Source organism: Mycolicibacterium vaccae NBRC 14118 = CIP 105934 (genome assembly GCF_001552715.1).
GTDB classification, from domain to species: domain Bacteria; phylum Actinomycetota; class Actinomycetes; order Mycobacteriales; family Mycobacteriaceae; genus Mycobacterium; species Mycobacterium vaccae.
Genome location: NZ_BCRS01000095.1, coordinates 1 through 24,544, shown reverse-complemented (window position 1 = coordinate 24,544; position 24,544 = coordinate 1). Strand labels below are relative to the sequence as shown.

The 24,544-nt window shown below is 69.1% G+C and carries 26 protein-coding genes and 3 pseudogenes; 19 read left to right on the top strand and 10 right to left on the bottom strand.

The window, feature by feature from the left end:
- The 5 genes and pseudogenes from MVA01S_RS18225 to MVA01S_RS18205 all read left to right on the top strand — a co-directional run.
- A pseudogene (locus tag MVA01S_RS18225) lies at window positions 1-293 on the top strand (AAA family ATPase); the annotation flags it as partial.
- Window positions 290-907 (top strand): ABC transporter ATP-binding protein, encoded by a 618-nt coding sequence (locus tag MVA01S_RS18220; protein ID WP_003932785.1) that lies wholly within the window; start codon window positions 290-292, stop codon window positions 905-907. The pseudogene MVA01S_RS18225 and the gene MVA01S_RS18220, both read left to right, overlap by 4 nt.
- A gap of 5 nt (window positions 908-912) precedes the next feature.
- The gene (lpdA, locus tag MVA01S_RS18215; RefSeq protein WP_003932784.1) at window positions 913-2,313 is read left to right on the top strand and encodes a dihydrolipoyl dehydrogenase; all 1,401 of its coding nucleotides are present in this window, start codon (window positions 913-915) and stop codon (window positions 2,311-2,313) included.
- Entirely contained in the window at window positions 2,314-2,592 is a 279-nt protein-coding gene (locus MVA01S_RS18210) for a hypothetical protein (RefSeq protein ID WP_003932783.1), read from the top strand.
- Window positions 2,593-2,652: 60 nt separating this feature from the next.
- Window positions 2,653-3,735 (top strand): GGDEF domain-containing protein, encoded by a 1,083-nt coding sequence (locus MVA01S_RS18205; RefSeq protein WP_003932782.1) that lies wholly within the window; start codon window positions 2,653-2,655, stop codon window positions 3,733-3,735.
- A 9-nt stretch (window positions 3,736-3,744) separates the two neighbouring features.
- Here MVA01S_RS18205 and MVA01S_RS18200 read toward each other — a convergent pair whose 3' ends face one another.
- The 3 genes from MVA01S_RS18200 to ramB all read right to left on the bottom strand — a co-directional run bounded on the left by MVA01S_RS18200 (window position 3,745) and on the right by ramB (window position 6,751).
- Complete coding sequence (locus MVA01S_RS18200) at window positions 3,745-4,716, bottom strand: alpha/beta fold hydrolase (RefSeq protein WP_003932781.1); 972 nt, start codon at window positions 4,714-4,716, stop codon at window positions 3,745-3,747.
- Window positions 4,717-4,784: 68 nt separating this feature from the next.
- Window positions 4,785-5,327 (bottom strand): carboxymuconolactone decarboxylase family protein, encoded by a 543-nt coding sequence (locus MVA01S_RS18195; protein ID WP_003932780.1) that lies wholly within the window; start codon window positions 5,325-5,327, stop codon window positions 4,785-4,787.
- Window positions 5,324-6,751 carry an acetate metabolism transcriptional regulator RamB gene (gene ramB / locus MVA01S_RS18190; protein ID WP_003932779.1) on the bottom strand — a complete coding sequence of 476 codons (1,428 nt, stop codon included), beginning with the start codon at window positions 6,749-6,751 and terminating at the stop codon, window positions 5,324-5,326. Before ramB ends, MVA01S_RS18195 begins: the two co-directional genes overlap by 4 nt.
- Window positions 6,752-6,879: 128 nt before the next feature.
- Between ramB and MVA01S_RS18185 the strand changes: the two genes are divergently transcribed.
- The 4 genes from MVA01S_RS18185 to MVA01S_RS18170 all read left to right on the top strand — a co-directional run bounded on the left by MVA01S_RS18185 (window position 6,880) and on the right by MVA01S_RS18170 (window position 11,334).
- Window positions 6,880-7,659, top strand: coding sequence for an acyl-[acyl-carrier-protein] thioesterase (locus MVA01S_RS18185; protein WP_081529165.1), 780 nt, complete (start codon window positions 6,880-6,882; stop codon window positions 7,657-7,659).
- Between the two features lie 284 nt (window positions 7,660-7,943).
- The gene (gene aceA / locus MVA01S_RS18180) at window positions 7,944-9,230 is read left to right on the top strand and encodes an isocitrate lyase (RefSeq protein WP_003932777.1); all 1,287 of its coding nucleotides are present in this window, start codon (window positions 7,944-7,946) and stop codon (window positions 9,228-9,230) included.
- A 203-nt stretch (window positions 9,231-9,433) separates the two neighbouring features.
- Window positions 9,434-10,288, top strand: a complete 855-nt coding sequence (locus MVA01S_RS18175) for a 3-hydroxybutyryl-CoA dehydrogenase (RefSeq protein WP_003932776.1) — start codon at window positions 9,434-9,436, stop codon at window positions 10,286-10,288.
- A 170-nt stretch (window positions 10,289-10,458) separates the two neighbouring features.
- Window positions 10,459-11,334: a cyclopropane mycolic acid synthase family methyltransferase gene (locus MVA01S_RS18170; protein WP_003932775.1), complete on the top strand. Its 876-nt coding sequence runs from the start codon at window positions 10,459-10,461 to the stop codon at window positions 11,332-11,334.
- 37 nt (window positions 11,335-11,371) lie between these two features.
- Here MVA01S_RS18170 and MVA01S_RS18165 read toward each other — a convergent pair whose 3' ends face one another.
- A complete protein-coding gene (locus MVA01S_RS18165) occupies window positions 11,372-12,238 on the bottom strand; it encodes a polyphosphate kinase 2 family protein (protein WP_003932774.1) in 867 nt (288 codons plus the stop codon).
- A 4-nt stretch (window positions 12,239-12,242) separates the two neighbouring features.
- Window positions 12,243-12,947, bottom strand: coding sequence for a TetR/AcrR family transcriptional regulator (locus MVA01S_RS18160; RefSeq protein ID WP_003932773.1), 705 nt, complete (start codon window positions 12,945-12,947; stop codon window positions 12,243-12,245).
- A gap of 84 nt (window positions 12,948-13,031) precedes the next feature.
- On the opposite strand from MVA01S_RS18160, the gene MVA01S_RS18155 reads away from it, so the two are divergent.
- The 6 genes from MVA01S_RS18155 to deoC all read left to right on the top strand — a co-directional run bounded on the left by MVA01S_RS18155 (window position 13,032) and on the right by deoC (window position 17,085).
- Window positions 13,032-14,375: a DUF445 domain-containing protein gene (locus MVA01S_RS18155; protein ID WP_003932772.1), complete on the top strand. Its 1,344-nt coding sequence runs from the start codon at window positions 13,032-13,034 to the stop codon at window positions 14,373-14,375.
- 91 nt (window positions 14,376-14,466) lie between these two features.
- Complete coding sequence (locus MVA01S_RS18150; protein WP_003932771.1) at window positions 14,467-14,994, top strand: helix-turn-helix domain-containing protein; 528 nt, start codon at window positions 14,467-14,469, stop codon at window positions 14,992-14,994.
- Window positions 14,987-15,646 (top strand): hypothetical protein, encoded by a 660-nt coding sequence (locus MVA01S_RS18145; protein ID WP_003932770.1) that lies wholly within the window; start codon window positions 14,987-14,989, stop codon window positions 15,644-15,646. Before MVA01S_RS18150 ends, MVA01S_RS18145 begins: the two co-directional genes overlap by 8 nt.
- 64 nt (window positions 15,647-15,710) lie before the next feature.
- Window positions 15,711-15,992 carry a DUF2516 family protein gene (locus MVA01S_RS18140; RefSeq protein WP_003932769.1) on the top strand — a complete coding sequence of 94 codons (282 nt, stop codon included), beginning with the start codon at window positions 15,711-15,713 and terminating at the stop codon, window positions 15,990-15,992.
- Window positions 15,992-16,408 (top strand): DUF2599 domain-containing protein, encoded by a 417-nt coding sequence (locus MVA01S_RS18135; RefSeq protein WP_003932768.1) that lies wholly within the window; start codon window positions 15,992-15,994, stop codon window positions 16,406-16,408. The genes MVA01S_RS18140 and MVA01S_RS18135 overlap by 1 nt, the downstream gene beginning before the upstream one ends.
- The gene (gene deoC, locus MVA01S_RS18130; RefSeq protein ID WP_174538958.1) at window positions 16,405-17,085 is read left to right on the top strand and encodes a deoxyribose-phosphate aldolase; all 681 of its coding nucleotides are present in this window, start codon (window positions 16,405-16,407) and stop codon (window positions 17,083-17,085) included. The genes MVA01S_RS18135 and deoC overlap by 4 nt, the downstream gene beginning before the upstream one ends.
- Before the next feature lie 9 nt (window positions 17,086-17,094).
- Here deoC and MVA01S_RS18125 read toward each other — a convergent pair whose 3' ends face one another.
- Both MVA01S_RS18125 and MVA01S_RS18120 read right to left on the bottom strand, forming a co-directional pair.
- Entirely contained in the window at window positions 17,095-17,967 is an 873-nt protein-coding gene (locus tag MVA01S_RS18125; protein ID WP_040542681.1) for an LmeA family phospholipid-binding protein, read from the bottom strand.
- Window positions 17,964-18,782 (bottom strand): carbon-nitrogen hydrolase family protein, encoded by an 819-nt coding sequence (locus MVA01S_RS18120; RefSeq protein ID WP_003932765.1) that lies wholly within the window; start codon window positions 18,780-18,782, stop codon window positions 17,964-17,966. Before MVA01S_RS18120 ends, MVA01S_RS18125 begins: the two co-directional genes overlap by 4 nt.
- A gap of 272 nt (window positions 18,783-19,054) precedes the next feature.
- On the opposite strand from MVA01S_RS18120, the pseudogene MVA01S_RS30935 reads away from it, so the two are divergent.
- A pseudogene (locus MVA01S_RS30935) lies at window positions 19,055-19,210 on the top strand (serine/threonine protein kinase); the annotation flags it as partial.
- Here MVA01S_RS30935 and MVA01S_RS18110 read toward each other — a convergent pair.
- Both MVA01S_RS18110 and MVA01S_RS18105 read right to left on the bottom strand, forming a co-directional pair.
- Window positions 19,203-20,006 carry a hypothetical protein gene (locus MVA01S_RS18110; RefSeq protein WP_003932763.1) on the bottom strand — a complete coding sequence of 268 codons (804 nt, stop codon included), beginning with the start codon at window positions 20,004-20,006 and terminating at the stop codon, window positions 19,203-19,205. The pseudogene MVA01S_RS30935 and the gene MVA01S_RS18110 overlap by 8 nt on opposite strands.
- Before the next feature lie 21 nt (window positions 20,007-20,027).
- Window positions 20,028-20,534, bottom strand: coding sequence for a DUF2505 domain-containing protein (locus MVA01S_RS18105; RefSeq protein WP_003932762.1), 507 nt, complete (start codon window positions 20,532-20,534; stop codon window positions 20,028-20,030).
- Window positions 20,535-20,560: 26 nt separating this feature from the next.
- On the opposite strand from MVA01S_RS18105, the gene MVA01S_RS18100 reads away from it, so the two are divergent.
- Window positions 20,561-21,610 (top strand): UDP-N-acetylmuramate dehydrogenase, encoded by a 1,050-nt coding sequence (locus MVA01S_RS18100; protein WP_003932761.1) that lies wholly within the window; start codon window positions 20,561-20,563, stop codon window positions 21,608-21,610.
- A gap of 15 nt (window positions 21,611-21,625) precedes the next feature.
- Window positions 21,626-22,924: a L,D-transpeptidase gene (locus tag MVA01S_RS18095; protein ID WP_060941659.1), complete on the top strand. Its 1,299-nt coding sequence runs from the start codon at window positions 21,626-21,628 to the stop codon at window positions 22,922-22,924.
- Between the two features lie 136 nt (window positions 22,925-23,060).
- Here MVA01S_RS18095 and MVA01S_RS18090 read toward each other — a convergent pair whose 3' ends face one another.
- A complete protein-coding gene (locus tag MVA01S_RS18090) occupies window positions 23,061-23,819 on the bottom strand; it encodes an SDR family oxidoreductase (protein ID WP_003932759.1) in 759 nt (252 codons plus the stop codon).
- Between the two features lie 225 nt (window positions 23,820-24,044).
- On the opposite strand from MVA01S_RS18090, the pseudogene MVA01S_RS18085 reads away from it, so the two are divergent.
- Window positions 24,045-24,544, top strand: a pseudogene (locus MVA01S_RS18085) (ROK family protein); the annotation flags it as partial.

Sequence of the window (24,544 nt, the reverse complement as noted above, 5' to 3'; positions counted from 1 at the left end):
CGATCGCCGCGGCGCTGGCCGGCCGGCCCGCGCTGCTGCTGGCCGACGAACCGACCTCGGCCCTGGACCCCGACAACGCCGCGCTGGTGTGGCGACTGCTCGGCGACGCGGCCGCCGACGGCGCCGCCGTGCTGGTGATCACCCACGACATGCCGTCGCTGCTGCGGTCCGCGGTGTGCGACGACGTCGCGGTGATGACCCGCGGCACCGTGCGGTCCCGGCAACCGCTGGCCGACGCGCTCGCCGACACCGACCCGTATCTGCGGGCGCTGCTCGGGACGGTGCCGGTGTGAGCGGCATTGCGGCGCGCGGCCTCACGGTGTCCTTCCGCGGCGCGACGGTGCTCGACGGCGTGGACCTGGACGCACCTGCCGGTGCGGTCACCGGTGTCACCGGCACCTCGGGCAGCGGCAAGACGACGCTTCTGCGGGTGCTGGCCGGTCTGCACCCGGCCGACGCGGGCGAGGTCCGCTACGACGGCGACCCGGTACCGGCGACGGGGTCGGTCGCGCTGCTGGCCCAGCACCCCCGTCTGGTGTGCAACCCGCGCTGGACCCTGTCCCAGGTCATCGCGGAGCCCGCCGTCATCCGCGGTGAGCGACCCGCCGTCGACGAGGTGGCGTCGCGCGTCGGCCTGGAACCGGAACTGCTGGAACGGTATCCGGGTCAGGTCAGCGACGGCCAGCTGCAACGGGCCTGCCTCGGCCGGGTTCTGGTTCAGCGGGCGCGCTTCGTGCTGTGCGACGAGCCGACCGCGATGCTGGATCCGATCGCCACCGGGTCGGTGGTGTCGCTGCTGGCCGAGTTCGCCGCCGACGGCGCCGCGGTCGTGCTCGTCAGCCACGACCCCGCGTTGGTCGACGCGCTGGCGGCGCACGCGCTCGCCTTGCCGCGCCCATTAGGGTGAGAACCGTGACCCACTATGACGTCGTAGTTCTCGGAGCCGGTCCCGGCGGGTACGTCGCGGCCATTCGTGCCGCCCAGCTCGGGCTGAGCACCGCCATCATCGAACCCAAGTACTGGGGCGGCGTGTGCCTCAACGTCGGGTGCATCCCGTCGAAGGCGCTGCTGCGCAACGCCGAACTGGCACACATCTTCACCAAGGAAGCCAAGACGTTCGGCATCACCGGCGAGGCGAGCTTCGACTACGGCGCGGCGTACGACCGCAGCCGCAAGGTCGCCGACGGCCGCGTGGCCGGCGTGCACTTCCTGATGAAGAAGAACAAGATCACCGAGATCCACGGATACGGCAGGTTCACCGGACCCAACAGCATCGAGGTCGACCTGAACGAGGGTGACACCGAAACCGTCGAGTTCGACAACGCGATCATCGCGACCGGCTCGAGCACCCGCCTGGTCCCCGGCACGTCGCTGAGCGAGAACGTCGTCACCTACGAGAAGCAGATCATGACGCGCGATCTGCCCGGATCGGTCATCATCGCCGGCGCCGGCGCGATCGGCATGGAGTTCGCCTACGTGCTGAAGAACTACGGCGTCGACGTCACGATCGTCGAGTTCCTGCCGCGCGCGCTGCCCAACGAGGACGCCGAGGTCTCCAAGGAGATCGAGAAGCAGTACAAGAAGCTCGGCGTGAAGATCCTGACCGGCACCAAGGTCGAGTCCATCCGTGACGAAGGGGCCGGCGGTTCCGTTTATGTGAAGGTGAGCAAGGACGGCAAATCCGACGAGCTCAAGGCCGACAAGGTGTTGCAGGCCATCGGGTTCGCCCCCAACGTGGAGGGCTTCGGCCTGGACAAGGCCGGCGTCGAGCTGACCGACCGCAAGGCCATCGGCATCGACGACTACATGCGCACCAACGTGCCGCACATCTACGCGATCGGCGACGTCACCGGCAAGCTGCAGCTGGCGCATGTCGCCGAGGCGATGGGCGTGGTCGCCGCCGAGACCATCGCCGGCGCGGACACCCTGGCGCTCGGCGACTACCGGATGATGCCGCGCGCGACGTTCTGTCAGCCGCAGGTCGCGAGCTTCGGTCTCACCGAACAGCAGGCCAAGGACGAGGGCTATGACGTCGTCGTCGCGAAGTTCCCGTTCACCGCCAACGGCAAGGCGCACGGCCTGGCCGACCCGACCGGCTTCGTCAAGCTGATCGCCGACAAGAAGTACGGCGAGCTGCTCGGCGGTCACCTGATCGGTCCCGACGTGTCCGAACTGCTGCCCGAGCTGACCCTCGCGCAGAAGTGGGACCTCACGGCCAACGAGCTGGCCCGCAACGTGCACACCCACCCGACCCTGTCCGAGGCGCTGCAGGAGTGCTTCCACGGGCTGGTCGGCCACATGATCAACTTCTAGTTGAGAGCGCTCTGGGTCGCCGCCGCCGGCGGGTTGGTGGTCGGCCACATCCTGTGGCTGGCCGCGATCTCGGCGGCGATCGCATCGACGGACGTCTCCACCTGGGTGCTGGTGGTGGCCGCGGTGTCCTTCGCGGCCGGGGTGGCGTGCGTGCTGCTGGCGCGCCGGAAGATGCGCCGCAAGGACCGCAGCTCCGAGATCTGGGCGGCGTTCCTGTGGGGGCTGCCGGTCTCCCCGGTGTTGTTCTCGGTGGCCGTGCTCGGCGTGACGTACCTGTAGCCGGCGCGACGTCGCACGACGTTGCTTGACGGTGTTCGCCGGGGCTCCGAGAATGGCCCGGTGGGGGACAGTGCGGTCGATAATCTGCTGCTGCAGTGGTGGCGTCAGCGCGACGACTACCAGTGGCGGGTCGAGTTCCTCCGCAGCCGCGGACTCCTCTCGGTGCTGCGCTGTGTGATCGCCGGCATCGGCGCCACGATGGGCCTGCTCTCGGTGCTCAACGTCTTTCTCCCGCCAGGCGCCGGCGGCATGCTCGCCCGGATCGGCTGGGCCGTGGTCGCCGTCGGCTCCCTCGGTTGGGCGGCCCGCTGGGCCTTCCTGCCGTGGCCGAACGCCAGGGCGTCGGCGGCGCTGGTGGTGTTCGTCGACGTCCTGATGACCCTGTCGGCGCTGCTGCCGGGCGATCCGGCACTGGCCATGTCGGGGATTCCGATACTGCTGTGTGCGGGCGGCTACGTGGTGTTCTTCCACGGGCCACGGCTGCATCTGGCCCACATCATCTGGTGCACGGCGTCGGTGGCGGGCATCGCGGTGTGGCTGGCGGTGACCACCCCCGAGCACGGACTGCAGCTGGCGCTGTCGCGGGCCGTCATCGCGTTGCTGGTCACCGTGTGCATCCTGCCCGCGCTGCAGTTCGGCTTCTGGTTGCTGCAGGACAGCTCGATGCAGTCGTTGACCGATCCGCTGACCGAGCTGACGAACCGGCGCGGGCTGGATGTGTCGGTGAAACGGCTCAACGAGCGTGCGCCCGCCGACGCCGACCTGTGTGCGCTGCTGATCGACATCGACGGCTTCAAGGGCGTCAACGACACGCTCGGGCACGCGACCGGTGACGACGTGCTGATCCGTACGGCGCGACGGATCCGCGCGAGCGTGCCCGAGGACGCGGTGGTCGTGCGGTGGGGTGGCGAGGAGTTCCTGGTCGTCGACCGGATGCCGGCGACGCACGCCGAGGTCGTCGCGCAGCGGATCCGCAGCGAGGTCTCCGCGCCGGCCCAGCCGACCGTCACGGTGAGCATCGGCCTGGCCTGCGCCCTTTCTGACGCGGACCTGGGTGAGGTGATCACCGCGGCCGACGCGGCGATGTACGAGGCCAAGGCGCGCGGCGGGAACCGCGTGGTCGTCACCACCGACGCCCGCTGAGTCGCCGCGTCAGACCTGGCGGCGGTTGCGGCCGGTCCCGTCGGGCGCGCGCAGGTGCGGTGCCAGGAAGGCGAGCACGTCGTCGGCCTTGGCGAAACCGCCCAGGTGGCTCTCGTCGGGCATCAGCAGCAGATCGGAATCGGGCAGGTGCCCTGCCGCGGACTGCGCGTCGGCCAGCGAGATGATCGAGTCGGCGTCGCCGTGCCACCACCGGACCGGAACCGCGACGTCGGCGAGCCGGAAACCCCAGTCGCGGCCGAACAGTCGGGCGTCGTCGAGCAGTGCCTGGAACCGGCCGCGGGACACCTGGACGATGTCGTCGATGAACATCGCCTCGATCTCCGGATTGGCGAACACCCGCTTGTCGCCGTCGGGCATCGCGGCCGCCAGGCCCGAGTAAGCCAGGTGGGCGAGCGGGATCACCGGTGTCAGGAGCCCGGCGGTCACCGCGGCGAACGGGCGGCGCAGCGCCGAGGTCACCGCAGCCATCTGCCGGGACAGCGCGATCGCGCCGCTGCACGTGGCGTCCGGCCCCACCGACGGGGTGACCCCGCCCAGGACCGCGACGGCGACCACCCTGTCGCGCAGCACCGGCATCCCCGCGCAGGCCAGCGCGTAGGGTCCGCCGCCGGACAGACCCACCACACCGAGCCGGTCGGCCCCGAGCCGGTCGGCGACATGTGCCATGTCGGACGCCCAGTCACCGATCTGCGCGTAGCGGTGCGGATCGCTCATGCCCGCGCCGGCCCGCTCGACCAGCACCACGCGCAGCCCGAGTTCCTCGGCGGCGCGCCGGCCGACGATCGGCAGCTGACGGCGCCCGCCCGGGGTGCCGTGGAACCACAGCACCACCGGCCCGGTCGGATCGCCGAACTCGGCATAGCCGAGGCGACGGCCGTCGGGAAGGAAGAACGTGCCCTCGGCGCGCGGCGGTTCGCAACGCGGAACACCGGGTGGATGGCGCCAAGGGTTCGACAGCATGGACGGATGGTAGCCGCGCGGTTTACACCGATGGCGCACTATGTCAATGCGTGGCGCGCCGCGGCGGCTCAGTCGGGGAAGTCCAGCGGTACGCCGAGCGTGGCGATGGTGGCCGCCAGACCGTCGTATTGCGCTGCGAGCAGGCAGAATTCGATCAGCTGCGGCTTCGTGTAGTGCTGCGAGAGCGCCTGCCAGGTCTCGGGAGAGACGCCGCGGGTGACGACGAACTCGTCGGTGGCGGTGATCAGGGTCCGCTCCCGGTCGGACAGCCCTTCGGCGTCCGGCCCGGCGAAGATCCGGGCCTGGGTGTCGGCGTCGAGTCCGCGGCTGCGGGCCAGCCTGCGGTGCTGCTGCAGCTCGTACTCGCTGCCGCGCAGGTGCCCGACCCGCAGGATCACGATCTCGGCGTCGCGCCGGGACAGCTTGCCCGCATACAGCAGATGTCCTGACAGCGGCAGCCAGGTCAGGAACAGCAGCCGGTGCTGGCCGAGCACGTTCATCAGGCTGAACCGTGGCCTGCGGATGCCGCGGGCGCCGATCTTGGCGATCGCCCAGTTCAGCGGGCCGAGTTCCTTGAAACCGCCGGGCTCGATCCGTCCGGGTGTACTCATGGCTGCCTCACCAGGTAGGGCGACACCGTGGAGCGGTGTTCGTCGATGTCGAGCGCGCGGCCGAGTGCGGGGAATGCGCGCTGCGGGCAGTTGTCCCGCTCGCACACGCGGCAGCCCGCCCCGATCGGGGTCGCTGGGACATTGGGGTCACCGGTAACCAAGCCCTCCGAGTAGACCAGCCGCTGCGCGTGCCGCAGTTCGCAGCCGAGACCGATCGCGAACGTCTTACCCGGCTGACCATAGCGCGATGCACGGCGCTCCACGGTCCTGGCCACCCACATGTAGGCGCGTCCGTCGGGCATCTCGGCGATCTGCACGGAGATCTTGCCGGGGTTGGCGAACGTCTCGTAGACGTTCCACAGCGGGCACGTGCCGCCGCTGGAGGAGAAGTGAAATCCGGTGGCGGACTGACGTTTCGACATGTTGCCCGCGCGGTCGACCCGCACGAACGAGAACGGGACGCCCCGCATCGACGGCCGCTGGAGGGTGGAGAGCCGGTGGCAGGTGGTCTCGTAGCTGACCGCGTAATAGGCCGAAAGCCGTTCGATGTCGTAGCGGAACTTCTCGGCCACCTGGTGGAACTGGCCGTAGGGGAGCACGGTGGCCGCGGCGAAGTAGTTCGCCAGCCCCATGCGTGCCAGCGCGCGGGACTCCTCGCTGGTGAACTTGCCGTCGGCGACCAGCTTGTCGATCAGCTCGCCGCACTCCAGGTAGGCCAGTTCGGCGGCCATCCGGAACACCGCCTGGCCCGGGGACAGCCGGTCGCCGACCTCGAGCCGGCGGGTCGAGGGGTCGTAGCGGTGCAACACGCCTTCGCCGAGGTCGACCCGGCGGATGACGGTGACGCCGTGCACGAACCGCAGGCGGTCGGTCAGATCGCCGGCGAGCTCGCCGCGGTGCACCCGCATGTCGGCGGTGAGTTCTTCGGCGGCCGTGTCGAGTTCGTCCAGATAGTTCTGCCGTTGGTAGAAGTAGTCGCGTACCTCTTCGTGCGGCATGGAGATCGAGCCGGTGCCGCTGGCACTGCCGACGTTGAACCGGTCCTCGGTCGCCGCGGCGAGCTGGGTGGTGGTGAGTTGGTAGCGGCGGTGCAGGTTCACCATCGCGCGGGCCAGCGACGGGTGGGCACCGACCATGTCGGCGACCTCGGCGGGGTCGACGGCGACGTCGAGGTCGCGGTCCATCAGGACCTCGCGCAGCTCCGCGATCAGCCGGGTGTCGTCCTGGGATGCGAAGAACGTCGCGTCCACCCCGAACACCTCGGTGATGCGCAGCAGCACCGCCACGGTCAGGGGCCGGACGTCGTGCTCGATCTGGTTCAGGTAGCTCGGCGAGATCTCCAGCATCTGAGCGAGCGCGGCCTGGCTGAAGCCGCGTTCGCTGCGCAGTTGGCGGACCCGGGCGCCGACGAACGTTTTAGCCACGGTGAGCCAGCCTACCGAGGACTAACAGTGCTGCGAAGGTCAAATTTGCAGCCTTGGCAGCCGGGGGGCGTGTGGCAGTATCGAAACTCGTGAGTACCAGTCGGGGGACGGCGGGTCTGGCCAAGGTGATGATGCCCGTCCCCGATCCGCATCCGGACGTCTTCGACATCCAGTGGCCGCTGCGCGTCGCCGACGTGGACCGTGAGGGCCGGCTCAAATTCGACGCGGCGACCCGCCACATCCAGGACATCGGCACCGATCAGCTGCGCGAGATGGGGTTCGAGGAGACGCATCCGCTGTGGATCGTGCGGCGCACGATGATCGACATGATCGAGCCGATCGTGTTCAAGGACACGCTGCGCCTGCGGCGCTGGTGTTCGGGCACGTCGAACCGGTGGTGCGAGATGCGGGTGCGGATCGACGGGAAACGCAGTGGCGGCCTCATCGAGTCGGAGGCGTTCTGGATCAACATCAACCGGGAGACCCAGGGGCCCGCGCGCATCTCCGAGGACTTCATCGAAGGACTGCGACGCACCACCAGTGAGAATCGGCTGCGCTGGAAGCCCTACCTCAAGGGGGAGGGCCGCGAGAGTGCGGTCGCCGTGCACAACTACCCCGTGCGGGTCAGCGACATCGACATCTTCGACCACATGAACAACTCGGTGTACTGGAGCGTGGTGGAGGACTACCTCTTCGCGCACCCCGAGCTGATGAAGGCGCCGCTGCGGGTGACGATCGAACACGATCTTCCGGTGGCCCTCGGCGACAAGCTGGAGATCATCCGCCACGAGTACCCGGCCGGTTCCACCGACCGGTTCGGCGAAGAGCTGACCGATCGCACTGTTACAACGCTCACATACGCCGTCGGCGACGAGACCAAAGCCGTCGCGGCGATCTTCCCACTCTGATTCGCCCCGCCAAACAGTACGGGCGTACTGACCTGCGACGATTCGCTACTGGCCAGTAGCTTCTGAACCGGTTCAGCTATGACCGACTTAGCAAGATTCACAACTTGGCCGGATTGGTTGGCGGAAATTGGCACGCGAAACCGGTGGAACTGCGGTAACGAGTTGAGGCATCCTCGAATTAGCAAGCCAGCGAAACCGCTGGAGTGTTAACAACGCTGAAGCTTTCGGGCCTCCCGGAGTTGCCAGCGATGTGCACCAACTTTGCAACAACGAAGGAGCCGTCAATGTCGACCGTTGGCACGCCGAAGTCGCCCGAACAGATCCAGCACGACTGGGACCACAACCCGCGCTGGAAGGGCATCACCCGCACCTACACCCCGGCCGACGTCGTCGCGCTGCAGGGACATGTGGTCGAGGAGAGCACGCTTGCCCGCCGCGGTGCCGAGGTGCTGTGGGAGCAGCTCCACGACATGGACTACGTCAACTCGCTCGGTGCACTGACCGGCAACCAGGCCGTCCAGCAGGTCCGGGCCGGCCTGAAGGCCATCTACCTGTCCGGGTGGCAGGTCGCCGGCGACGCGAACCTGTCGGGCCACACCTACCCCGACCAGAGCCTGTACCCGGCCAACTCGGTGCCGCAGGTGATCCGCCGCATCAACAACGCGCTGCTGCGTGCAGACCAGATCGCCAAGGTCGAGGGTGACACCTCGGTCGAGAACTGGCTGGCCCCGATCGTCGCCGACGGTGAGGCCGGCTTCGGTGGCGCGCTGAACGTCTACGAGCTGCAGAAGGCCATGATCGCCGCCGGTGTCGCCGGTTCGCACTGGGAGGACCAGCTGGCCTCGGAGAAGAAGTGCGGCCACCTCGGTGGCAAGGTGCTGATCCCGACCCAGCAGCACATCCGCACGCTGACGTCTGCCCGGCTCGCAGCTGACGTGGCCGACGTCCCCACGGTCGTGATCGCCCGCACCGACGCCGAGGCCGCCACGCTGATCACCTCCGACGTCGACGAGCGCGACCAGCCGTTCATCACCGGTGAGCGGACCAAGGAAGGCTTCTACCGGGTCAAGAACGGCCTCGAGCCGTGCATCGCCCGCGCCAAGGCCTACGCGCCGTACTCCGACCTCATCTGGATGGAGACCGGCACCCCGGACCTGGAGTTGGCCAAGAAGTTCGCCGAGGGTGTCAAGGCCGAGTTCCCGGACCAGATGCTGGCCTACAACTGCTCGCCGTCGTTCAACTGGCGCAAGCACCTGGACGACGCGACGATCGCGAAGTTCCAGAACGAGCTCGGCGCGATGGGCTTCAAGTTCCAGTTCATCACCCTGGCCGGCTTCCACGCCCTCAACTACTCGATGTTCGATCTGGCCCACGGCTACGCCCGCAACCAGATGACCGCCTACGTGGACCTGCAGGAGCGCGAGTTCGCGGCCGAGGAGCGCGGCTACACCGCCACCAAGCACCAGCGCGAGGTCGGCGCCGGCTACTTCGACCGGATCGCCACCACGGTGGACCCGACCAGCTCGACCACCGCGCTCGCGGGCTCGACCGAAGAGGGTCAGTTCCACTAGAGGCCCCCGGCCTCGCGACCCGAGGCCTCCGGCCTCGCGAGCGTGCGGGTCTGCAGGCGACACGCCGTGCCGCCCACGGACAACACGCACGCTCGTCCAGCTTGACAGCGCAGACCCCGCCCAGAGATCTTGGGCGGGGTCTGTCGCTTGGGACCACGGGAGTCGGCCCGTACGCGAAGAGGAGAGAAGTCTTGAGCAGTGACGTGAGCATCGAACGGGTAGGCGTCGTCGGCGCCGGGCAGATGGGCTCGGGAATCGCCGAGGTGGCGGCCAAGGCGGGTGCCGACGTCGTGGTCTACGAACCGTCCGACGCCCTGGTCAACGCGGGCCGCGAGCGCATCACCGCGTCGCTGGAACGGGCGAAGGCCAAGGGCAAGCTGGCCGCCGATGACTTCGAGGTGACGCTGGCGCGGCTGAAGTTCACCACCGACCTGTCCGATCTGGCCGACCGCCAGCTGGTGATCGAGGCGATCATCGAGGACGAGGCCGTCAAGGCCAAGGTCTTTGCCCAGCTCGACGAGGTCGTCACCGATCCCGACGCCGTGCTCGCCTCGAACACCTCGAGCATCCCGATCATGAAGATCGCCGCGGCGACCAAGAACCCGAGCCGCGTGCTCGGCCTGCACTTCTTCAACCCGGTGCCCGTGCTGCCGCTCGTCGAGCTGGTCAACACGCTGGTCACCTCCGACGAGGCGCTGGCGCGGGTGGAGCAGTTCGCGAGCCAGGTGCTGGGCAAGAAGGTCGTCCGCTGCGGCGACCGGTCCGGGTTCGTCGTCAACGCACTGCTGGTGCCCTACCTGCTGTCGGCGATCCGGATGGCCGACGCCGGCGTGGCGACCGTCGAGGACATCGACACCGCGATCGTGGCCGGGCTCTCGCACCCGATGGGGCCGCTGCGGCTGTCCGATCTGATCGGGCTCGACACCATGAAGCTGATCGCCGACTCGATGTACGACGAGTACAAGGACCCGAACTTCGCCCCGCCGCCGCTGCTGCAACGCATGGTGGAGGCCGGGCAGCTGGGCAAGAAGTCCGGTAAGGGCTTCTACACCTATTGAGCCGGCGTTTAGGAGTCCGGCGCACGTCCCGCTACCCTGCGTAGCGGAATATCTACGCGTCGGTTCAGAAGGCAGCCGGAACTCGGGCAGGCACGCGCGCGGCCCCCTCGGTCTCCACTGCGTTCTCGACCGGCGACCGAACCGCGAAACCGCAAGGGGTTACCCGCCGCATGTCGAATGCCGTACCTGATCTGTCGCCGTACTACGAGGAATCACAGTCGATCTACGACGTGTCCAACGAATTCTTCGCTCTCTTCCTGGGGCCGACGATGGGGTACACGTGCTCCTACTTCGAGCGCGAGGACATGACGCTCGACGAAGCGCAGATCGCCAAGTTCGACCTCGCGCTGGGCAAGCTGAACCTCGAACCGGGGATGACGCTGCTCGACGTCGGCTGCGGCTGGGGTGGGGCGCTGCGCCGTGCCGTCGAGAAATTCGACGTGAATGTGATCGGTATCACGCTGAGCCGCAACCAGTTCGAATACAGCAAGGCGCTGATGGCCGGCCTGGACACCAAGCGCACGGCCGAGGTGCGCCTGCAGGGCTGGGAGGAGTTCGACCAGCCCGTCGACCGCATCGTCTCGATCGGCGCCTTCGAGGCGTTCAAGGCCGAGCGCTACCCGCTGTTCTTCGAGCGCGCCTATGACATCCTGCCCGCCGACGGCCGCATGCTGCTGCACACGATCCTGGCTCACACGCAGAAGTTCTTCCGCGAGAACGGGATCAAGCTCACCATCTCGGACCTGAAGTTCATGAAGTTCATCGGTACCGAGATCTTCCCCGGTGGGCAGCTGCCCGCCGTCGAGGACATCGAGGCACTCGCCGCCGGGTCGGGCTTCACATTGGAGCGCACCCACCTGCTCCGGCCGCACTACGCCCGCACCCTCGACATGTGGGCGGCCAACCTGGAAGCCAAGCAGCAGGAAGCCATCGCGCTGACCTCGCCGGAGGTCTACGAGCGCTACATGCACTACCTGACCGGCTGTGCGGACTTCTTCCGTCGCGGCATCACCAACGTCGGACAGTTCACCCTCGTCAAGGGCTGACCTCCCGCCGGAACGTTCGGCGTCAGGCTCCGGTCTGTCAGGCTCTGGCCAGTCGCTTCTTCTCGGCCTCGACGTCGAAATCCGGTGGCGGCCATGACATGTTGAGCCGCTTGAGGGACTCGATCAGCAGCTCGGTGACGGCCAGTCTGCTGTACCACTTCCGGTTGCACGGCACGATGTGCCATGGCGCCTGCGCGGTGGACGTCCGGTCCAGCATGGTCTGGTAAGCCTCCTGGTAGGCGGGCCATTTCAGGCGCTCGTCGATGTCGGCCGGGTTGTACTTCCAGTACTTGTCGGGCCGGTCGAGCCGTTCGGCGAGCCGCTTCTTCTGCTCGTCGAGCGAGACGAACATCGCGACTTTGACCAGTGAGGTTCCGCTGTCGATGAGTTCCTGCTCGAAGGCGTTGATCTCGTCGTAGCGCGGTTCCCATACGTCCTGCGGGACGAGGTTGTGCACCCGCACGATCAGCACGTCCTCGTAGTGCGACCGGTCGAACACCCCGACGTGGCCCGGCGTGGGCAGCGCCTTGCGGATCCGCCACAGGTAGTGGTGTGACAGCTCCTCGGCGGTGGGCTTGCCGAAGCTGCGGTATTGGATCCCTTGCGGATTACCCGATCCCACAACATGTTTGACGATCCCGCCCTTGCCTGCGGTGTCCATGCCCTGCAGGACCAGCAGGACCGACCGGGTGTCGCCGGCACGGCTGTTGGCGTAGAGCTTCTCCTGCAGTTGCGCGAAGCGCTTGTTGCGCTCGGCCTGCAACGTCGGCGCGTCGGACTTGCTGCCGCGGAACCCCGGGGTGGCGTCGGCGTCGATGTCGGCCACCTTGTCGCCCGGCTGGAATGCCAACTGGCGATGAGGTTCGTGGCTCCACAGCGTCGGAAGGTCGTCCGGCTCGTTCATGCCTCTAGTCAAGCAGCTGGGACGGCAGTTCCGGCGACGGATGCGGACTCTGCCGGAATGTCTCCAGCGAACCGTTCACCTCGACGATGCCGCGCAACGCGCTCCACGACAGCATCGTCAGATAGTCGATGAGCTCCTCGGCGGTCATCCGCGGGTGCGACATCCACGAGTGCGTGGCCAGTTGAACGCCGCCGACGATGTGATAGGCCCAGGGTTCGACGCCGCCGGTGTCCATGCCCTCGGTGGCCATCCGCCTGCGCAGCATCACCGCGAGCATGCGCGCGATGATCGCCTCGGAGTCGGCGACCGCCTTGCTCTTGCTGGCCGAGTTGTTGGCCATCACGAACCGGTAGGGCTCGGGCTCGTTGGCGACGGTCTCGACGTAGACCTTGATGATCTCGCGGGTCAGCTCGTAGCCGTCGAGGTTCGACGACAGTGCGGCGGCCATGTTCGGGATCAGCGTGGTCTGTGCGAAGCGCATCATCACCGCGGTGGTGAGATCGTTCTTGTCCACGAAGTAGCGGTAGAGCACCGTCTTGGAGACACCGATCTCGGCGGCGATCTCATCCATGCTGACATTGCTGCCCAGGCGGCGGATGGCCTCGAGCGTGCCGTCGACAAGTTCGTTCCGGCGCTCCACCTTGTGTTGGTGCCAGCGCCGTTTGCGTCCGTCGGTTTTGACCGCTACCGGCGGGAAGTGTTGTGCCACGTTCGCGGTGATCCGTTCGTCAAGTCCGAATCGATGATACGGCGGCGGGGCGGCGCCGGTTGCCCGCGCAGGGATGATGGTGGAGTGGCTCACCGAGTAGACGCCCCCGACACCCGGCCCGTCGGCCCGCGTCCGGGCTTTGCCGAGGCGCTCGTCGGCGCCGATTCGGCCGCCGACGTCGAGCGCAGGCGCTCGCTGCGCCGCATGAAGCTGGTCGCGCTGAGCTTCCTGCTCGGCGCCAGCGTGGTGTTCCTGCTGTGCACCTGGGCGCAGTCGCGCGGTGCCGCATCCGGGGGTGCGGCGCCGTGGATCGGATACGTGCGGGCGGCGGCCGAGGCCGGCATGGTCGGCGCGCTGGCCGACTGGTTCGCGGTGACGGCGCTGTTCAAGCACCCGTTGGGCATCCCGATCCCGCACACCGCGATCATCAAACGCAAGAAGGACCAGCTCGGCGAGGGGCTGAGCGCGTTCGTGCGGGAGAACTTCCTGTCCGCGGCCAACGTCGAGACCAAGCTGCGCGACGCCGACGTCGCAGGCCGGGTGGGCAAGTGGCTGTGCGAGCGTGACCATGCCGAGCGGGTGGCCGCCGAGACGGCGACGGTGGCGCGGGTGCTGGTCGAGATGCTGCGGGACGAGGACGTCCAGCAGGTGCTGGACCGGATGATCGTCAAACGCATCGCCGAACCACAGTGGGGTCCGCCGATCGGCCGGGTGCTCGCGACCCTGCTGGCCGAAGGCCGCCAGGAGGCTCTCCTGCAGTTGCTGGCCGACCGCGCGTTCCAGTGGACGCTGAACGCCGACGAGGTCATCGAGCGCGTCGTGGAACGCGACTCGCCGACGTGGTCTCCGCGCTGGGTGGACCACCTCGTCGGCGAGCGCATCCATCGCGAGCTGATGGACTTCACCGACAAGGTGCGCCGGGACCCCGACCACGAACTGCGCCGGTCGGCGACCCGCTTCCTGTTCGAGTTCGCCGACGACCTGCAGAACGACGCGGCGACGATCCAGAAGGCCGAGAACGTCAAAGAGCAGATCATGGCTCGCGACGAGGTCGCCAGGGCGGCCGAGACCGCGTGGAACGCGGCCAAGCGGATCATCCTCGAATCGGTGGACGACCCGTCGTCGTCGCTGCGCACCCGCATCGCGGAGACGGTGATGCGCATCGGTGAGTCGCTGCGCGACGACCCCGAACTGCGGGAGAAGGTCGACAACTGGATCGTGCGCGGGGCCCAGCACCTGGTCGGCGAGTACGGCGTGGAGATCACCACGATCATCACCGACACCATCGAGCGCTGGGACGCCGACGAGGCGAGCCGACGCATTGAACTGCACGTGGGCCGGGACCTGCAATTCATCCGGATCAACGGCACCGTGGTGGGTGCGCTGGCCGGCCTCGTCATCTACTCGATAGCCCAGCTACTCTTCTGACCTGCGCTAACTAGTGCTTGCAAAAGTTAGCACTAGGTCGTACGGTGGAGAATGTCGGTAGCAGGAAACCCATCGCACGAGGGGGCCCGTCATGGCGGAGGACGAAAATCTCGCCGCTGTCGTGTCCAACGCCGCGCAGGACATCGGATCGTTCATCCGGGCGCAGCGCGAAGCTGCGCAGGTGTCGGTGCGGCAGCTGGCCGAGAAGGCGGGCGTCTCCAACCCGTATCTCAGCCAGATCGAGCGGGGTCTGCGAAAACCGTCCGCAGACGTGCTGAACCAGATCGCCAAGGCGCTGCGGGTGTCGGCCGAGGTGCTCTACATCAGAGCCGGAATCCTCGAGCCGAGCGAGACGAACGAGGTGCGTGACGCCATCGTCACCGACACGGCGATCAACGAGCGGCAGAAGCAGGTGCTGCTCGACATCTACACCTCGTTCTGCCAGCAGAACGAGGCGGCCCTCGCCGAAGCGCTCGCAGCGGAAACGCGAGGGGACAGTGTCAGCGACGCAGACGAGGAGCCCACCACTGAACAAGACAAGCGCCCTCTGGAAATCCCTGAAACTCCGCAATCAATCACCGAACTGAATCTTGAAACGGAAGGACACACCCATGGCTGAGGCCAAGAACCAACTCGACATCGACGATCTCAAGGCCCCGCTGCTGGCCGCGGTCGGTGCCGCCGACCTGGCGCTGGAGCGCGTCAACGAGATCGTGGCCACCCTGCGCGACCGCGCCGGTGACGCCCGTTCGGACGCCGAGACCCGCGTCGAGGAGAGCCGCGCCCGGATCAAGGGGCTGCAGGAGGATCTGCCCTCGCAGTTCGGCGACATCCGCGACCGGCTGACCACCGAGGAACTGCGCAAGTTCGCCGAGGGCTACGCCGAGGCCGCCCAGACGACCTACACCAAGCTCATCGAGCGTGGCGAGGCCGCCCTGGAGCGTCTGCGCAGTCAGCCGGCTCTGGAGGAGGCCGCCAGCCGGGTCGAGGAGTACACCGACCAGGCCGTCGAGCTGACCCAGGAGGCGCTGGGCAACGTGGCCTCGCAGACCCGCGCCGTCGGTGAGCGGGCCGCCAAGCTGGTCGGCGTCGAGCTGCCGAAGAAGACCGAGTCGGCCGCCGAGCCGGTGAAGAAGGCCGCCGAGAAGGCTCCGGCCAAGAAGGCGCCCGCCAAGGCGACCCCGGCGACCGCCGCCGCCCCGGCCAAGAAGGCTCCTGCCAAGAAGGCTCCGGCCAAGAAGGCTCCGGCCAAGAAGGTCACCCAGAAGTAAGCGCCTGCCCCACCCGGGGCGGTGTGGTTCGTCAAGGGGACGTAACCCGCATAGGCTGTCGAGCGTGGAGCTCCAAGGCCTCGTGGGTTACGTCCTCTTCGCGTTGCAGGTCGCTGTGCTTGTGACGTCGGTCTACGCATTCGTGCACGCCGCGATGCAACGCCCCGACGCCTACACCGCGGCCGACAAGCTGACCAAGCCGGTGTGGCTGGTGATCCTCGGCGTGGGCACGCTGCTCGCGCTGGTGCTGGGCATCACCGGCGTCGCCATCGCGGCGGTCGCGGCGGGCGTCTACCTCGTCGACGTGCGGCCCAGGATCCTGGAGATCCAGGGGAAGTCCCGCTAGTGCGCGCACTCGTCCTCGCTGCCATTTCGGCGGCGGGTGCCGCCGCGGTCGCGCTCGCTCCGGCCGCCACCGCCACCCCGGCGCCGGCCCCGCCCCCATACGTCGACCACGTCGAGTGGGCGAAGTGGGGAGACCTGTCCAGCCTGCGCGTCTACCCGACCCTGTCGGCGCGGCGCATCTCCGGGCACGCGGGCACCCAGGCACTCGCCGAGTCCGCGTGGGCCGAGGTGCTGGCACTGTCCCCGGATGCAGCGATCCCCGGGATGCGGGAACAGTTCCTCTGCCACTGGAACTTCGCCGAGTTCGTCCAGCCCGGGAAGACCAGCTGGAACCTGGAGCCGTGGCGGCCCGAGGTCAGCGCCGACGAGATGATGGCCACCCGATGCAATCCGGGCGGCACCGAAGAGCCCTTCTGATGGGCTCCTACACCCGCGCCGAGGTCGCCGCGCGCGTCGACCACACACTGCTCAAGCCGGAAGCCACCGAGGCCGACATCGGCGCCCTGGTCACCGAGGCCGTCGAACTCGGCGTCTTCGCGATCTGCGTGTCGCCGACGTTCGTCGCGTCCGCGGCGATGCGGGCGCCCGACACGGCCATCGCCTCGGTGGTCGGATTCCCGTCCGGCAAGCACGCCGCGGTGATCAAGGCACAGGAGGCCGCGCTGGCCGTCGAGGCCGGGGCGCGCGAGATCGACATGGTCATCGACGTCGGGTCCGCGCTCGCCGGGGAACTCGCCGCCGTGTGCGCGGAGATCGCCGCGGTCCGCGACGCCGCGCCGGCGGCCGTGCTCAAGGTGATCGTCGAGTCGGCCGCGATCCTCGACCTCAGCGGCGAGCCGCTGCTGGTCGACGTGTGCCGGATCGCCGAGGACGCCGGCGCCGACTTCGTCAAGACCTCCACGGGGTTTCATCCCAGCGGCGGCGCCTCGACGCGGGCCGTCGAGCTGATGGCCGCCACGGTGGACGGCCGGCTCGGCGTCAAGGCCAGCGGCGGGATCCGGTCGGCCGCCGACGCCGCGGCGATGCTCGACGCCGGGGCCACCCGGCTCGGGCTGTCCGGGACCCGCGCGGTGCTCGCCGGCTTCGGCGACTGACCCGGCCTGTTACAGCCCGGCGAAGCAGGGGTCGTCGGTCTGCTTCGGAATCGAGGCGTTGCTGGTCGACAGCTGGCTCGTCACGCCGGTATCGGTGACCTCGATGGAATCGGCGCGGATGTCCATCGGGAAATCCTGGATCAGCGAGTCGGTGAACGCGTCCAGTGCGGGCTGTACCGCCTCGCGGGGCAGGGTGAAGCCCAGCCCGGTGACCCGCTGCACCCGCAACACGATGCCGCCGTCGGCGACCTCGGGACGCGCGGTGATGCTGCCGAGGGCTCCCTCGAGCTCGATGGTGCCGTCGGTCGGGTTGGTCGTCACCCCGGTCACGAAACTGCCGACCAGCGGGATGGCGCCCTGGATCGTCTGCCGGATGCCCTCGGTGCTCCAGTTGATGCGCGCCACCATCGAACCGATCGTGCCTGCGGAGTTCGCGGTGTTCTCCAGCCGGACGTCGTTGATGTCGAGGTTGAGCTTCATGCCCTTGGCGTCACGGATCTGGTTGCCCGCGGTCTCGATGCGGATGTTGGTGTAGTGCCCCGACACGTGTTGCAGCAGGAACGGGGGCAGCACACCGAACGACGCGCTGGCGTCGTCCTGCACGACACACTCCACGGTGCCGGCGACGACGGTGTCGGCGCGCTTGCGGGCATACAGTTCGGCGCCGAGCACACCGGCGAACACGAGTGCCATCACGATGACCACGACCAGCACGATCGAGAGCGGGTCGCTGAAGAGATTCTTCAGTTTCGCCGGCAACGAGGAACCTTCCTGGGCTACTGGGGGAGTCGGCCCTGGTACCTGGCCGGGGGGCTGGTCCTGCGGAAACGGTGCCGGCGGCGGGCCGGGCTGCTGCGGCGGACGGGCCCAGGGATCAGTCACGCCAGCGATTCTGCCCTACCGCGATGAGCAAAACCTGAGCGGTTCTGCATGACGGCGACGGTCGCGCGTGCTTTGCGGGCGGCATCCAGGTCGATGTCACACACCAGGAGCTCGGGGTCCGCACCGGCCGACGCGAGCACCTCGCCGAGTGCTGAGGCCACCACGCTGCCGCCCACCCCGGTGGGGCCGAGTGCGGCGATCTCGTCGCCGGGGTAGGCCTGGCCCACCGCCGCGACCACGCTGTTGGTGTCGATGGCGCGGGCCCGGGCCAGCAGCGTCCACTGGTCGAGCTTGCCCGGCCCGGTGCCCCAGGACGCGTGCGCGGTGATGACCTCCGCGCCGCGTTCGGCCAGCTCGACGTAGAGCTCGGGAAAGCGGATGTCGTAACACAGCGTAAGGCCGACGCTCACCCCGTCGACGGTGATCAGGACTGGTTCGCGGCCGGGGGCGACGGTCTTGGACTCGGTGAAGCCGAACGCGTCGTACAGATGGATCTTGTCGTAGCGCGCCTCCACGCCGGGCCCGGTGGCCAGCAGGGTGTTGGTGACGCGCTCACCGTCCTCGGCCGGGACGAACATGCCGGCGACGACGACGATGCCCGCCCGCGCCGCGATGCCGCGCACGGCCGTGGCCCACGGCCCGTCGAACGGTTCGGCGACCCCGGCCAGCGGCACCCCGAAGCGGCACATCGTCGCCTCCGGGAACAGCACCATCGACGCGCCGGCGTCGGCGGCCCGCCGGGTGTGCTCCTCGACCAGAGCGAGATTGCCGCCGGGCTCGGTGCCGCTGCGGACCTGGGCCAGTGCGATACGCATGATCTCCAGCCTAATGAGCCCGGGAAGAGTAGTGATGTACGCATGCGAAGCGCGGCCGCGGACAGCGACGGCCTGCCCATGCCGGAGCCGGGGCGCCGCCGATGACCGACGCGCCGCGCGGCCGGAGCGGATCGCGGCGGCAGGTGGTCAGCCCGGTCCTGTTGCAGCCTGTCGACGAGACCCCCGAGGACGCCCGCGAGGTGCTCCTGACCGACGAGGCCAGCGGCAGGCGGATGGCCCTGGTCGAACTGCGCATCCGGCCGGGGACCGGGGCCGGCGCCCCGTACGGGTTCGGGCGGGGTGCGTTCTACGCGCTGGACGCCAACGCGGTGATCAAGGCGCCGGAGTCGAAGTTCAGCGGCGCCCACAGCGACATCCGCCATCCCGAGATCACCTGGGCGATCGCGTCGGCGGCCGGCATCAGCTGACCGGCGCGACGGACTCCCATGGCACGGTGAGGATCCCGTCACGCAGGTTGCGTCGCGGTGCCTCCACGGGGAACCCTTGGGCGACAAGTAGTTCCAGCATCGCCCGCCAGCGCACCCGTGGGCCGAACACGCCGTGACCGGCCGCGCTGGCCCACGCCCGGTCGGCCGCCCGGAGCAGGTCGTGCACGGGCTGGCCCGGAACATTGTGGTGGATCAGCACTTTCGGCAACCGCTCGGCAAGTTCGGAGGGCCGCTCGATCGCGAAGGGGTCACAGGCCAGCGTCAGGCTCACCGCCGAGGAAGTGTCGAGCAGCACCCAGCAGCACAGCCGGCCCAGCTCGTCGCAGGTGCCGTCGACGATCAACCCGCCCGGCGCCACGCGCTGCTGCATGGCCGCCCACGCGTCGGCGACCTCCTCGACGGGATATTGGCGCAGAACGTTGAACGCGCGCACCAGAATCGGCCGGTGGCCGGCCAGTTCGAAACCGCCGAGTGCGAACTCGACGCCGGGGGTGGCGGCGGCCTGCCCGGCGCGCACCCGGTCCGGGTCGATCTCCAGGCCGACCACCCGGATGTCGGCGCGCACCTGCCGCAGCCGGATCGCCAGCTCGAGAGTCGTCACCGGCTTCGCGCCGTAACCCAGATCCACCACCAGCGGGTCGCCGGCCGCCTGCAGCGCGGTGCGTACCCGCGAGGAGTGCACCAGCCAGCGATCACTGCGGCGCAGGCGGTTGTGGCCTGTGGTGCCCCGCGTCACCTGGCCGATCGGCTGCGCACTCGGGGTGCCCTGCGCCATGGGTCGATGGTAGAGACCCGGTCAGGCGTTCTCGGCGATCCACACCGACGTGAACCGCTGCTCGGCGGTCACCAGGTCCGTCAGCTGGTTGCCGATGAATTTCTCGATCTTGCCGCCGAGCAGCGGAACCCGTACCTCGACGGTGGCGGTGAGCGACATCCGCGAGCCTTCGCCTGCGGGCACCAGCTGGGCCTGCCCGGTCAGACCGGCCGGGGCGCCCGGGATCTTCGCCCGCACCACGGCCGACGCGCGTCCCTCGGTGACCGGCGTCCAGATCTCCTCGCGCACGAAGCTCAGGTCGCCACGGTGGAACTGGGTGACCAGCGCGGGCAGCCGGTCGGCGCGCAGCGTCTGGGTGGTCTTGACCCGCACATTGCCCTGGTCGTCGACGTCCATCTCGTCAAGCGTGGCGTCGTCGGCACCGGAATCGCCGAGCCGGACCAGCCAGTAGTGCTCGTCGCTGAACGCGCGGTGCACCTGTTCGACTGTGCCCTCGTACTCGGCGGCGATGTCGAATGAACGCGGCATAGCTGGCCACGCTACCGTTAGCCGCCGTGGTCACTTCGTTTCCGGGCGGCGGGCAGGTTGCCGAGCACGTCCCGCTCGCACCGCTGACCACGCTGCGTGTCGGACCGTCGGCGCGCCGCCTGATCACCTGCACCGACACCGGGCAGATCGCGCCCGCGGTGCAGGCGGCGGGACCGGACGCACTGATCCTGGCCGGCGGCTCCAACCTGGTGATCTTCGACGGCCTGACCGATCTGACCGTGGTGCGGCTGGCGAACACCGGGATCGTCGTCGACGGCGCCGTGGTGCGGGCCGAGGCCGGCGCCGGGTGGGACGACGTGGTCGCGACGTCGCTGGCCCACGGGCTGGGCGGGCTCGAATGCCTGTCCGGCATCCCCGGGTCGGCGGGTGCGACGCCGGTGCAGAACGTCGGCGCCTACGGAGCTGAGGTCGCCGACACCGTCGCTCGGGTCCGGCTGCTGGACCGGCGCACCGGTGAGGACCGCTGGGTCCCCCCGGACTTTCTCCGGTTCGGTTACCGCACAAGCATTCTCAAGCACTCTGCGGACTGGGTGGTGCTGGAGGTGGAGTTCCTGCTGGACTCCGAGGGGCGCAGCGCGCCGTTGCGCTACGGCGAACTGGCCGCCGCGCTGGGTGCCGAGCCGGGGGAGCGCACCGACCCGGCGCGGGTGCGCGCCGCGGTGCTCGAACTGCGCGCCCGCAAGGGCATGGTGCTCGACGACGCCGACCACGACACCTGGAGCGTGGGCTCGTTCTTCACCAACCCGGTGCTCAGCCAGGCCGATTTCGACCGGTTCGCCGCGTCCGTGGACGGACCGGTGCCGCACTATCCCGCCCCGGACGGGGTGAAGCTGGCTGCGGGCTGGCTCGTCGAACGCGCCGGATTCGGCAAGGGCTATCCCGGCGCCGACGCGCCCGCGCGGCTGTCCACCAAGCACGCGCTCGCGTTGACCAACCGGGGCACCGCCTCCAGCGCCGACGTGATCGCGCTGGCCAGGACCGTGCGCGACGGCGTGCGGGCCGCGTTCGGGATTGACCTCACACCCGAACCTGTGCTGGTCGGCTGCACTCTCTAGGTACGCTGGGTCCACGTGAGCCCTGCCGATCCGCTGTCCTCGATCACGCGGCGGCGCGCCCTCGCCGCCCTCGCGGTCGGCGTCGTCGCACCGGGCACCCTGGCTGCCTGCATGACGAGCGGCGACGGCTCGTCCGGAGACGCCGGCGGGCAGGACGCCCCGAAGGCGCCGACCCTGACGTTCCAGCCCGCGGCATCCGCCGAGGACGTCAAGCCCAACACGCCGGTCAGCGTCGAGGTCACCGACGGCTGGCTCCAGAAGGTCGCCCTGACCAACGCCGCGGGCAAGGTCGTCGCGGGCGCGCTGAACCGGGACCGCACCGTGTTCACGGTCACCGAACCGCTCGGCTACGGCGCCGAGTACACGTGGGCAGGCACCGCCGTCGGCCAGGACGGCAAGTCCGTGCCCGTTGCGGCGTCGTTCTCCACCGTCGACCCGGCCGTGCAGGTCAGCGGCCGGTTCCAGCTGGCCGACGGCCAGACCGTCGGGGTGGCCGCGCCGATAATCCTGCAGTTCGACGCGTCGATTCCCGAGGAGGCCCGCGCCGAGGTGGAGAAGGCCGTCAAGGTCACCACCACCCCCGAGGTCGAGGGCAGTTGGGCGTGGCTGCCGGATGAGGCCGGCGGCTCGCGGGCGCACTGGCGGACCAGGGAGTACTACCCGGCCGGCACCACCGTGCACGTGGACGCGGACCTGTACGGCGTGCCGTTCGGCGACGGCGCCTACGGGGCCGCGGATTCGACGCTGGACTTCACGGTGGGACGCTTCCAGCTGGTCAAGGCCGACGCCCCCAGTCACCGCATCCAGGTGCTCGACGACACGGGCGTGATCATGGACTTCCCGTGCAGCTACGGCGAGGGCGACCTGGACCGCAACGTCACCCGCAGCGGGATCCACGTGGTCACCGAGAAGTACGAGGACTTCTACATGACCAACCCCGCGGCCGGCTACGCCAACAGCCATCAGCGGTTCGCGGTGCGGATCTCCAACAACGGCGAGTTCATCCACGCCAACCCGGCCAGCGCGGGCGCGCAGGGCAACAGCAACGTGACCAACGGGTGCATCAACCTGTCCCCGGCCGACGCCCAGCAGTACTTCAACAGCGCGATCTACGGCGACCCGGTCGAGGTGACGGGCACCCGTCTGGAGCTGTCCTACGCCGACGGCGACATCTGGGACTGGACCGTGCCGTGGGACGACTGGACGGCGATGTCGGCGCTGTCGTCCGAGGCGACCCCCGTCGGCATCCCCAGCACCGCGCCCGCGACGCCGTCGGACGCGCCGCAGCAGGTCAACGGCCGCCCCGGCGGCTGACCTTTCGCCGACGTTCTCCCGCCGAAACCGCATTCCACGCGCCTTTTTCCCGTGCAGGAGCGCGCAGGATGCAGTCTCGGCGCCGGTATCAGGTCGTCCGGGTACTAGGTCGTCCGGGTGTTAGGTCGTCCGGGTGTTAGGTCGTCCGGTTGAAGCGTGAGCCGCTGGCGCCGGACACCTGGTCGCGCGGGCGCACCACGATCAGGTCCAGGTCGACGTGTGACGGGCGGCTGGCGACGAACCCGATCACCTCGGCGATGTCCTCGGCGACCAGCGGGGTGACGCCCTGGTACACCTTGTCGGCGCGCTCGGCGTCCCCCTCGAAGCGGTTCAGCGAGAATTCGGTCTTGACCATGCCGGGGGCGACCTCGGTCAGCCGCACCGGCTGTCCGAGCAGCTCGCTGCGCAGGGTCCGGTGCAGCACGCCCTGGGCGTGCTTGGCGCTCGTGTAGCCGGCGCCGTTGTCGTAGATCTCCACGGCCGCGATCGAGGTGACCGTGACGATAAGGCCGTCGCCGGAGTCGATCAGCTTGGGCAGCAACGCGCGGGTCACGTTCAGGGTGCCCAGCACGTTGGCCTCCCACATCCACCGCCAGTGGTCGACGTCGGCGTCGGCGACCGACTCCAGTCCGCGGGCGCCGCCGGCGTTGTTGACGAGGACGTCGACCCGGTCCAGGCGTCCGGCCAGGGCCGCCACGGCCGTCGGGTCAGTGACATCCGCCACAATCGCGGTGCCGTCCAGCTCGGCTGCCAGCGCCTGGATGGGGGCTTCCCGGCGGGCCACGCAGATAACGTGAAAACCTTGTGCGGCAAGGGTTCTCGCTGTTGCTTCGCCGATCCCGGCACTGGCTCCGGTGACCACCGCGACCCGGCGCGCATCTGTTGGTGTCGTCATGAGTCCAACCCTAGGCCCACCGAATTGACCTTCGCGCGTGCCCGCAAAGCCGTGCTACGTTGACCGCGTGTACCGGAACAGTCAGGCAGTTCTCGCTGCCGCGCGGCGTGCGTGTTGTTGTTGCGCACTTCGCCGCGCCTGACTGCGCCCGGACTTCTGATCTAGTCCTGCTGAGTCGCCAGGTGTGGCCCGACCCCACCACCCGACTCGTCAAAGGACTCTTCCGTGGCCACTCCCACCGTCACCCTCGCTCAGCGCCCCCGCACCGCCTCGGCCAAGCGCGTCAAGCCGGCCATCAAGCCCGCCCCTGCGGGCAGCCGCTACCCGCAGGCCCTGCTGCACCACATCGTCGCGCCGTCGCTGCGTGTTCCTGAGGCCGCCGCCGCGACGGTGTTCGCCGCCGCCCGCCAGCGTGGGCCGATCGCCCGCGACGTCATCGCGCAGGTCACCGGCCTGAGCATCGCGACGGTGAACCGGCAGGTCACCGCCCTGCTCGACGCCGGTGTGCTGCGGGAACGCGCCGACCTGGCGGTGTCCGGGGCGATCGGCAGGCCCCGGGTGCCGGTCGAGGTCAACCACGAACCGTTCCTCACGCTGGGCATTCACATCGGGGCCCGGGTCACCAGCATCGTCGCCACCGACCTGTTCGGCCGCACGCTCGACGTCGTCGAGACGCCCACCCCGCGCGGCCCGCAGGCCGCGGCGCTGACCGCGATCGCCGGCAG